General features: G+C 67.9%; 6 protein-coding genes and 1 pseudogene. 2 read left to right on the top strand and 5 right to left on the bottom strand.

The genetic code is table 11. The features are described 5' to 3' along the window. On the top strand, positions 1-950 hold a 950-nt coding region (locus J5F18_RS13655), incomplete at its 5' end, for a UDP-glucose/GDP-mannose dehydrogenase family protein (protein WP_346299152.1). A gap of 109 nt (positions 951-1059) precedes the next feature. Here J5F18_RS13655 and cysQ read toward each other — a convergent pair. The 4 genes and pseudogenes from cysQ to mfd all read right to left on the bottom strand — a co-directional run bounded on the left by cysQ (position 1060) and on the right by mfd (position 8417). Further along, complete coding sequence (cysQ, locus tag J5F18_RS13650; RefSeq protein ID WP_346299151.1) at positions 1060-1845, bottom strand: 3'(2'),5'-bisphosphate nucleotidase CysQ; 786 nt, start codon at positions 1843-1845, stop codon at positions 1060-1062. Positions 1846-1880: 35 nt separating this feature from the next. Beyond that, positions 1881-2873, bottom strand: a complete 993-nt coding sequence (locus J5F18_RS13645; protein WP_346299150.1) for a phosphoribosyltransferase family protein — start codon at positions 2871-2873, stop codon at positions 1881-1883. Positions 2874-3539: 666 nt separating this feature from the next. Then, a pseudogene (locus tag J5F18_RS13640) lies at positions 3540-4448 on the bottom strand (L,D-transpeptidase family protein); the annotation flags it as partial. A gap of 519 nt (positions 4449-4967) precedes the next feature. Next, on the bottom strand, positions 4968-8417 hold the full coding sequence (gene mfd / locus J5F18_RS13635; RefSeq protein ID WP_346302233.1) for a transcription-repair coupling factor: 3450 nt from the start codon (positions 8415-8417) through the stop codon (positions 4968-4970). 240 nt (positions 8418-8657) lie between these two features. Here mfd and J5F18_RS13630 point away from each other — a divergent pair, with 240 nt between their 5' ends. Then, positions 8658-10121 (top strand): glyceraldehyde-3-phosphate dehydrogenase, encoded by a 1464-nt coding sequence (locus J5F18_RS13630; protein ID WP_346299149.1) that lies wholly within the window; start codon positions 8658-8660, stop codon positions 10119-10121. Between the two features lie 262 nt (positions 10122-10383). Here J5F18_RS13630 and J5F18_RS13625 read toward each other — a convergent pair. Then, the coding region (locus tag J5F18_RS13625; RefSeq protein ID WP_346299148.1) for a hypothetical protein at positions 10384-10603 on the bottom strand (220 nt) is incomplete at its 5' end.

Here is a 10603-nt window from a genome sequence, read left to right as displayed (position 1 = left end):
GGGCGCGGGTGGCCGAGGTGCTGGCGGCGCGGGGCCGCGAGGAGCTGAGCTTCGATGTGGTCTCCAACCCGGAGTTCCTCAAGGAGGGCAGTGCCGTCGCCGACTGCCAGAAGCCCGACCGCATCATCATCGGCACCGAAAGCGAGGCGAGCGTGGAGGTGATGCGCGAGCTCTACGCGCCCTTCAGCCGTCAGCACGAGAAGATCATCGTGATGGACGTGCGCAGCGCCGAGCTGACCAAGTACGCCGCAAACTGCCTGCTGGCCACCAAGATCAGCTTCATGAACGAGATGGCCAACCTGGCCGAGCGACTGGGCGCGGATATCGAGGCGGTACGCCGCGGCATCGGCTCCGACCCGCGCATCGGCTATCACTTCATCTACCCCGGGGTGGGCTATGGCGGCTCCTGCTTCCCCAAGGACGTGCAGGCGCTGATCCGCACCGCCGACGAGATCGACTTCGAGGCCCGGGTGCTGAAGGCGGTGGAGGCGCGCAACGCCGCCCAGAAGACCACCCTGTTCGACAAGATCCACCGCCACTACCGGGGCGAGCTGGCCGGCCGGACCTTCGCTGTGTGGGGGCTGGCCTTCAAGCCCAACACCGACGACATGCGCGAGGCGCCGAGCCGCGTGCTGATGGAGGCGCTGTGGGCGGCCGGTGCCCGGGTGCAGGCCTATGACCCCGAGGCCATGGAGGAGGCCCAGCGGCTCTACGGCACCCGCGACGAGCTGACCCTGTGCGGCACCAAGGAGGCCGCCCTGAAGGGGGCCGATGCCCTGGTGATCGTCACCGAGTGGCAGAGCTTCCGCGCCCCGGACTTCGCGCTGATCCAGCAGCAGCTGGCCGAGCCGACCCTCTTCGATGGGCGCAACCTCTACGAGCCGGCGCGCATGGCCGCCAAGGGCTTCACCTACTACTCGGTGGGGCGCGGCGCGGCCCTCGGCCGCTGAGGCGCCGTACCGCTGCTACCGGGCCCCTGGCCCCGCCCCCCCCGAAGCCCGGCCCTGCGCCGGGCTTCGGCGTTCTGGCGCCGTGAGAACACGTGCCAGCGGGCGGCGGTCACGCCCGGTGGCCCCAGACGACGAAGTCGGGATTGAGGGGCCGGGCCGGGGTGGCGTAGGAGAGCGGCTCGCCCCCAAGGGTTACCACCCGGCCGCCGGCCTGCTCCACCACCGCCTGGGCGGCGCCGGTGTCCCACAGGCAGGTGGGGCCGAGACGGGGGTAGACATCCGCCGCGCCCTCGGCCACCAGGCAGAGCTTCAGCGAGCTGCCCATGGCCACCAGCTCGTGGGGGCCGAGCCCTTCCAGCCAGCCGGCCAGGCCGGGGCCTGGGTGGGAGCGGCTGCCCACCACCCGCCAGGGGGCACCCGGGGCGGGCTGGCCGGCCACGCGGATCGGTCGGCGCACGCCATGCTGGCCTGCGCCCGGCTCGACCTTGAAGGCGCCCACCCCCTCGGCGGCGAGATAGGCCACACCCAGTGCCGGCGCCACGACGACGCCAAGCACCGGCCGGCCGCCGGCGATCAGGGCGATATTGACGGTGAACTCGTCGTTGCGCTTGATGAACTCCTTGGTGCCGTCCAGGGGGTCCACTAGCCAGTAGCGGCCGTCGGCATCCGGGCCGGCGAAGCCCTCGGTATCCTCCTCGGAGAGCACCGGAATGCCCTGGGGCAGGGCGTCAAGGCCGGCCACGATCACCGCATGGGCGGCCGTGTCGGCCTCGGTCAGGGGGCTGCTGTCCGCCTTCTTCTCGACGCTGAACCCGCGGGAGTAGACGCTCAGGATCGCCTCGGCGGCCCGTTGGGCAATGGCGTGAACGTCGTCGAGCAGGGCGTGGAGCTCCATCGGTCGGGATCCTGGGCCGGTGTTTCGGCCATAGCCTACCGAAACAGCCGGCGGTAGGCGTTGCGAAGCGTCAGCTCAGCCGAATCGGGCAGAGCCAGGAAGAAGCGCCGCTGGGTCTTCATGATGCCCATCCTGACCAGGTGTTGCTTGCCGTTCCTGGCCACCGAGAGCATGCCGGGCCGGTGGATCTCGCTGTCATCCAGGCAGAGAACCGGCTTGCCCGAGAGTGCGGCGATCCGGGTGGCCATGGGCCGTTCCTTTTCGATGAAGAGCCTGGCCTCCGAGGCCTGGTAGCAGCGGGCCTTGTGGCGGGCGATCTGCTCGAAACGCTCGTGCTCGTCATCGTCCGTCTCGTCGCGCATGACCAGCCGAACATACTCGATGCCGTGCCTTTCCAGCCAGCGCTCCGTGCGCTCGCGGTAGCGTTCCGGGCGTGCGGTGGAGATGCAGTCGATCCGGTAGGTGGGCAGGACGAGGGGGAGTGCCTCGGCCAGGTAGTCCCGATAGTGCCCTTCATCGGTGAGCGCCTCGCCGCTGGGGGGCTGGCAGAGGACGCCCTCGAGCTCCATGCAGGCGCTGCGCATGACCGGCTGATGGAACAGGTTCCACTGGTAGATGCGGGGCCCGGGCACCGCCTCGAAGGAGAGGTCGACGCAGCTCTGCCGGAGCTTCTCGACATAGATGGCCAGGCACGTCACCTCATGGGGGGTCTGCTCATGGACGGCCTCGACCGCCTCCTGCATGGAGCTGCCGGTCTTGAGGCTGTCATCCACCAGCAGCACCTTTCGGGCATCCCAGGCGGTCTCGAGCGATGAGGCGCTCTTCCGGGTGCGGCCCTTGCCGATCCTGGCATTGTTGAGAAAGGAGTTCAGGTCGGTGCAGTGGATGTTGAGCAGCAGGGCGATCATGTAGGCCGGAATCATCCCGCTGCGGGGGATGCCCACCACGAGATCATAGCCGGCGCCTTGTAGTTGATGGATGTTGTTGTGAATGTCGCTACTCAGGTCCTTGTAAGATTTGAAGTTCATTGCTTCATCCTTATTGCAGGCCCGCAGCGGATGCAGGCGATGCAATGTTCGTTCGGTTGTCGTCTGGGTTCGGCGGTTCTGGCTCCTGTTCTCTGCGTGACTAATCCTGGCCGGAGGGTGAATCTGATCGTCGTTAAGGCGGCGAAGATTAGCTCAGTCATTCGTATCTCTATTATCATATTGCCTTCCTTGGCATGGGGTTTTTCATACGTCAAATATCGTGCGGCGATAGAGCGGATATAACCTCATTCGCGTAACCGACATGGTGGCGTTTTTGAGCCAATGCTGCAACTTTCGACTACCCCCCTTGCTGCGAAAGAGGGCAGGGGGCGAAGAAAAAAGATTCTTCGCACTTGAGCGTGAACATGCTTGGCAGGTTTCTGGTGGGAGGCCGCGGTTCGACGTCTCGGCTCTGCCGGGCGAATGGAGGCCGAAGGACTCCCAGGCGGCTGGTGTAAGCGTAAGCAACATCACCGGGGCACCTTCGGCGCCATTCGTCGAGGCGTCGAACCGTCGGTGAACCCGAGCTCCCACAAGGCAGCTTCACGCTGATCTGCGATGAACCAGAAAAAGAGCCGGCCTCATGGCTCCATGAGACCGGCTCCTTGTTTATGCTCTGGGCGCTAGGCGCTAGGCGCTAGGCGCTAGGCGCTAGGCGCTAGGCGCTTACCGCGCGCTCAGCTCCAGCTCGCCGCCGAACAGGCCGTCGGCCTCGGGTGCCGGGGTGGGGGCTTCCTGGGCCGTCTGCAGCAGCGAGACCAGCATGCCGTCGGGCTCTTCCACCAAGCTGCGCAGGCGGGCGTAGTCCACCGGCGGCTGCTCTTCGCCGAAGGCCTTGGCCACGGCCTCGATGGCGTGGAGCAGCGGCTCGAAGGTGCCCTCGTTCTCCTCCAGCAGCGGGAAGGACTGGGCGTAGAGCACACCGTCCTCGGACCAGCCGGCCTTGAAGGGCTGGTCGATGATGTTCACCCGGGTGCCGCTGGGCACGCGCTCGTAGAGCGACTCGATGTCCTCGGGGAACATGCGGATGCAGCCCCGGCTGGCGCGCATGCCGACCCCGTCGGGCATGTTGGTGCCGTGGATCAGGTAGCTGGGGATGCCGAGCAGGATGGCGTGGCGGCCCAGGGGGTTGTCCGGGCCGGGGGGCACCACGGCAGGGGCCGGCTCGCCCCGGGCCGCGGCTTCCGCGCGCATGGAGCGGGGCGGCGACCAGTGGGGATCCTTCACCTTGACCGTGGTGCGGGTCACACCCACCGGGGTGGCGAAGCCGTCGCGGCCCACGCTGATCGGGTAGGTCTCCACCACGCCGGGCGCGGAGTAGTAGTAGAGCCGCATCTCGGAGAGGTTGATGACGATGCCTTCGCGCTTGGCATCGGGCAGGATGTGCTGGTTGGGGATCGTCACCTCGGTGCCGGCGAAGGGCGCCCAGATGCTGACGTCGGGGTTGGCCATGCGGATGGCCTCGTAGCCCACGTTGTGCTCCCGGGCGATATCCACGAGGGTGTCACCCTCCTGGACGGTGACCGTGTAGTACTCGCCGATCACGTTACCCGATTCGGGCAGCGGGAAGTGGCCAGGGCGGCGGTGGCGAGCAGGGCGGTGAGCCCCAGGGTCATGGCGCAGCGGAGGGTACGGCTGGCCAGTGTCGCGGTGTTCATGAAGGTCATTCGTCTCGTGCGGGGCGCCGACCGGTGGGTCGACGACATCCTTCGTCATGGGCGTCGAGCGATCCCTGCCCGGTGCCGTGGAAATCGGCTGCGATGAAACGCCTTGCCCCTAGTATAGAGCGCCCCGCGCCCGGAGGGCAGAGGGCAGGGCATTCGCCCCTCGTCTCTTGCCCCTATCAGCGTGGAAGCCCGATGTATCGGTTCTTCGCACTTTGGTGTGAAGCTGTTCTGTGGGTTCCGAGGTGGGAGGCCGGGTCCCCCGGGCGAATGGAGTCCGGAGGACTCCCCGCGGAGGATACCCACCTCACCAACACCGCCGGGGCGCCTGCGGCGCCATTCGCCCGGCAGAGCCGGCCTCCCACGCACCCCCAGTCCCTGGCCTTCCTCGCCCCTCGTTCCTCGCTCCTCGCCCCTGGCCGAAGGCCTGCTACGCTGCCTCCGTCTTGCGGTTGAGCACCTCGAGCAGCTGCTCCACCGCCTGGAAGCGGGCTTCCTCCAGGGCCATCTCGCCTTCGAAGCGCAGGGTGTCGGCGCCGTCGAGCCGGTAGCGGCCGGGCTCGTGCTGGATCAGGTTGACCAGGGTCAGGGGGTCGACGCGGGTCTGGGCGCCGAAGATCACCCGGCCGCGCTCGGGGCCCGCCTCGAGCCTGACGATGCCGAGTGCCTCGGCGCGCTGGCGCAGCTTCGTCTGGCGCAGCAGGGTCTTGACCGGGGCGGGCAGCAGGCCGAAGCGGTCGATCATCTCCACCTGCAGCTCCTTGAGCTCGCCTTCGTCGGCGGCGCTGGCGATGCGCTTGTACATCACCAGGCGCTGCTGGACGTCGTGCAGGTAGTCGTCGGGGATCAGCGCCGGCAGGCCCAGGCTGACCTCCACCCCCTCGTCCAGGGGCGCCTCGATGTTGGGGGTCTTGCCGGCGCGGATGGCGGCCACGGCGCGGTCGAGCATCTGCATGTAGAGGCCGTAGCCGATCGCCTCCATCTGGCCGCTCTGCTCCTCGCCGAGCAGCTCCCCGGCGCCGCGGATCTCCATGTCGTGGCTGGCCAGGGTGAAGCCGGCGCCGAGCTCCTCGGCCCCGGCGATGGCCTCCAGGCGCTTGACAGCGTCCTTGGTCATCGCCTTGGGATGGGGGGCCAGCAGGTAGGCGTAGGCCTGGTGGTGGCTGCGGCCGACCCGGCCGCGCAGCTGGTGTAGCTGGGCCAGGCCGAACTTGTCGGCGCGCTCGATCAGGATGGTGTTGGCGCTGGGCACGTCGATGCCGGTCTCGATGATGGTGGAGCAGACCAGCACGTTGAAGCGCTTGTGGTAGAAGTCGGACATCACCCGCTCCAGGGCGCGCTCCGGCAGCTGGCCGTGGGCGACCCCGACCCGCGCCTCGGGCACCAGGGCGCGCACCGTCTCGGCGGCGGTCTCGATGGTCTTGACCTCGTTGTGCAGGAAGTAGACCTGGCCGCCGCGCAGGATCTCGCGCAGGACCGCCTCCTTGATGACCGGCTCCTGGCGCTGCTGCACGAAGGTCTTCACCGACAGGCGGCGGGCCGGCGGGGTGGCGATGATGGAGAGGTCGCGGATGCCGCTCATCGCCATGTTGAGGGTCCGCGGGATCGGCGTGGCGGTCATGGTCAGGATGTCCACCTCGGCGCGCAGGTTCTTGAGGCGCTCCTTCTGGGCCACGCCGAAGCGGTGCTCCTCGTCGATGATTAAAAGCCCCATCTTGGGCAGCTTCGTGGACTTGGAGAGCAGCTTGTGGGTGCCGATGACGATGTCCGCCTGGCCCTCCTCGATGCGCTTCATGGCCGCGCTCTGCCCCTTGCCGGCGGTGAAGCGCGAGACCAGCTCGATGTTCACCGCGGTATCGGCGAAGCGGTCGCGGAAGTTCTCGAAGTGCTGGCGGGCGAGCAGGGTGGTGGGCACCAGCACCACCACCTGGCGGCCGGAGTGGACCGCGAGGAAGGCGGCGCGCATGGCCACCTCGGTCTTGCCGAAGCCCACGTCGCCGCACACCACCCGGTCCATGGGGCGCGGCGCGGTCATGTCCGCGATCACCGCGGCGATGGCGGCGCGCTGGTCCGGGGTCTCCTCGAAGGGGAAGGCGGCGGCGAAGCGCGCGTACTCGACGTCCGGCGGGGCGCAGGCGAAGCCTTCCCGGGCCTCGCGGCGGGCGTAGATGTCGAGCAGCTCGGCGGCGGTGTCGCGGATCTTCTCCGCCGCCTTGCGTCGCGCCTTCTCCCACTGGTCGGAGCCGAGCCGGTGCAGCGGGGCAAGCTCGTCGTCGGCCCCGGCGTAGCGGGAGATCAGGTGTAGGCTCTCCACCGGCACGTAGAGCCTTGCCCCTTCGGCGTACTCCAGGGTGACGAACTCGGCGGCCTGGCCGCCGGCCTCGAGGGTCTCGAGGCCCTTGTAGCGGCCCACGCCGTGGGTCTGGTGGACCACCGGGGCGCCGGGGCGCAGCTCCGAGAGGTGGCGAATGGCCAGCTCGTCGGCGTCGGTGGCCTTCTCGCGACGCCGGCTCTGGCGTACCACCTCGCCGTAGAGCTCGGATTCGCTGATCACCGCGAGGTCGGGGTCGCTCAGCCAGAGCCCGGCGCCGAGTTCACCCTCGGTGATGGCCATGGCCGCGTCGCCGGCGAGGAAGTCGGCGAAGTCCGCCACGTGGGGCAGGCCGAGGCGCAGCGGGGCCAGGGCCTCCTCCAGGGCCTCGCGGCGCCCGCGGGACTCGGCCACGAACAGCACCCGGGTGTCGCCGTGCTCCGCCAGGAAGGTCGACAGCTCGGCGAGGGGCTCCCTGGCCCGGGCGTTGATGCCCACCGGGGGGGGCGCCTGGGTGGCGGGCGCGAGGGCATGGCGATGCTTGGGGTCGTCGGTGAGCTCCACCCGGGGGTGGCGCTTGATGGCGGCGAACACCTCGTCCACCGGCACGAAGGCGCGGTGGGGCGGCAGCAGCGGCCGGGTGGGGTCGACGCCGAGGTTCTCGAAGCGGCCCTCGATGGCCGCCCAGTGGTGCTCGGCGGCGGCGAAGGTGCCCGGCAGCAGGGCCACCCGGGTGCCCTCGGCCAGGTGCTCGAAGAGGGTGGCGGTCTCTTCGAAGAACAGCGGAAGGTACTGCTCGAGGCCCGGGGAGGGGATGCCCTTGAGGGCGTCCACGTAGAGCGGGCACTGGCGTGGGTCGACGTCGAACAGGGTCTCGAAGCCCTCGCGGAAGCAGGCGATGGCGCTGCGCGACAGCGAGTACTCGTGGGCCGGCAGCAGCTCCACCCGCGCGACCTTGTCCTGGCTGCGCTGGGTGTCGGGATCGAAGGTGCGCAGGGTGTCGATCTCGTCGTCGAACAGGTCGATGCGCAGCGGCGCCTCGGTGCCCATGGGGAAGAGGTCGATGAGCGCCCCGCGCAGGGCGTATTCGCCGGGCTCATAGACGGTTTCCACCGCCCGGTAGCCGGCCCGGGACAGGGCGTCCCGGAAGACTTCGCGGTCGAGGGTCTGGCCGACCTCGAGGGTCAGCACGCGCCCGGCGATGTACTCAACCGGCGGCAGGCGCTGCATCAGGGTGTTGATCGGCACCAGCACGATGCCGTGCACGCCGTCCTGCAGGCGGCGCAGGGTGCGCAGCCGCGCCGAGACGATGTCCTGGTGGGGTGAGAAGCTGTCGTAGGGCAGGGTCTCCCAGTCGGGGAAGGGCAGCACCGGCATGCGGCTGTAGAAACGCAGCTCGTCCTCCAGGCGCAGCGCCTGGGCGGTGTCGGCGGTGATCACCAGCAGCGGGGCGTCTTCGGCAAGCCGAGCGAGCGCCAGGGCGCCGGCGCTGCCCTGGGGCGCCTGCCAGTAGAGGGTGTCGCGCAGGCCCTGGGGGCGCGGCGGATCCAGCGGCGAGAAGTTCGGCATGGTCACGTCGGTCGTCAATCGACGGGCGGGGCCCGCCGGGGTCCTGGATGGGGGCGAAGCGCGCATGATAGCAGATCCCATCCGCGGGTCGTTCCGTCCGCCTTATCGCGTATCTTTTTGTGTAGTCAAACGGCAATTTTTGTAATCTGGCTACACCGGCTGCGACCATCCAGCGATTGACCCCGGAAGCCCGCCCCGGATAATGAAGGCGAACCCTTGACCCCACCAGTGAGGCCGCACGTGAGTCAACAATCCTCCGATACCGTCTTTCAGGAATGGCACGATAATCAGGCGCTTGCCGAGCAGATGATCCCGATGATCGGTAAGCTCTACCGTCATAATAACGTGGTCACCACCCTCTACGGTCGCTCGCTCTTCAACCGCAGCGTCATCCGTATCCTGAAGGATCACCGCTACGTGCGGAAGGTCGAGGGGACCGAACTCTCCGTCCAGGACACCTTCCCCCTGGTCCAGGCCATGGGCGAGCTCAACCTGGGCCCGGCCCATGTCGACGTCGGCAAGCTGGGCGTGGCCTTCAAGAAGCGGGGCGGCGGCGACGCCGTGGCCTTCCTGCGTGAAGAGCTCGCCGAGATCGTCGACCGCCACGATACCAACGGCAACAACGGTGAGCCCAAGGACGTGGTGCTCTACGGCTTCGGCCGTATCGGTCGCATCCTGGCCCGGGTGCTGGTGGAGAAGGCCGGCGGCGGCAACCTGCTGCGCCTGCGTGCCATCGTCGTGCGCGGCCGCGGTGACATCGCCAAGGACCTCGAGAAGCGCGCCAGCCTGCTGCGTCGCGACTCCGTGCACGGGCCCTTCAACGGCACCATCAGCGTCGACGTGGAGGCGCGCACCCTCACCGCCAACGGCAACGTCATCCAGGTGATCTACGCCGATTCGCCCCAGGAGCTCGATTACACCGCCTATGGCATCGACAACGCCGTGGTGGTGGACAACACCGGCATCTGGCGCGACGAGGCGGGCCTCGGCCAGCACCTGGCGTGCAAGGGCGTGGCCAAGGCGCTGCTGACCGCGCCGGGCAAGGGCGACATCAAGAACATCGTCTACGGCATCAACCACGATGACATGACCGGCGACGATCGCATCATCTCCGCGGCCTCCTGTACCACCAACGCCATCGTGCCGGTGCTCAAGGTGCTCAACGACGAGTTCGGCGTCGAGCACGGCCACGTGGAGACAGTGCACGCCTACACCAACGACCAGAACCTGATCGATAACTACCACAAGGGCGACCGTCGCGGCCGCAGCGCGCCGCTCAACATGGTGCTGACCGAGACCGGTGCCGCGAAGGCGGTGGCCAAGGCGCTGCCGGAGTTCGCCGGCAAGCTGACCGGCAACGCCATCCGTGTGCCGACCCCCAACGTCTCCATGGCGATCCTCAACCTGCGCCTGGAGAAGGAGACCGACGTCGAGGCCCTCAACGACTTCCTGCGTCGCATGTCCCTGGACTCGCCGTTCCAGAAGCAGATCGACTACGTCGATTCGCCCGAGGTGGTCTCCACCGACTTCGTCGGCAACCGCCACGCCGGTATCGTTGACGCCAAGGCGACCATCGCCAACGGTAAGAACGCGGTGCTCTACGTCTGGTACGACAACGAGTTCGGCTACAGCTGCCAGGTGGTGCGTATCCTGCAGTACATGTCCAACGTGCACTTCCGCAAGCTGCCGCGTACAAGCGCCTAGCGCCTAGCGCCTAGCGCCCAGCCGTTCAGTGACGGGCGGCAGGTGACGAGGCAGAAAACGAGAAACCCACCGGATGTCGAGTCCGGTGGGTTTCTTCGTTGACGGTGGTATCGGCGCTGGCATCATCCTGCGGCGCTAGGCGCTAGGCGCTAGGCGCTAGGCGCTAGGCGCTAGGCGCTAGGCGCTAGGCGCTAGGCGCTAGGCGCTAGGCGCTAGGCGCCCCCTTGCCCCAGGTCACCCCTTGCGACCTTCGCTCAGGTGGTCATCTTCCGGCCTTCTCTTTATAATACTGGGGATTTTTCGGGGTGGTACGGGAAACTCCCGGGCCCGACTGGTAACGTACTGAGACGACAAGAATTCGAATCCATTCGAACCCCTTTCCTTCATCTATCCGATCCACCAACTGGGCGAGACTATGATCGAAGTCAAGAAAGGCCTGGATCTCCCCATCACGGGGACGCCCGAGCAGCGCATCGAGGATG

The organism is Halomonas sp. BM-2019, from assembly GCF_017584085.1.
The sequence above is the reverse complement of the archived record's forward strand: the minus strand, read 5'-3'. Positions and strand labels throughout refer to the sequence as shown.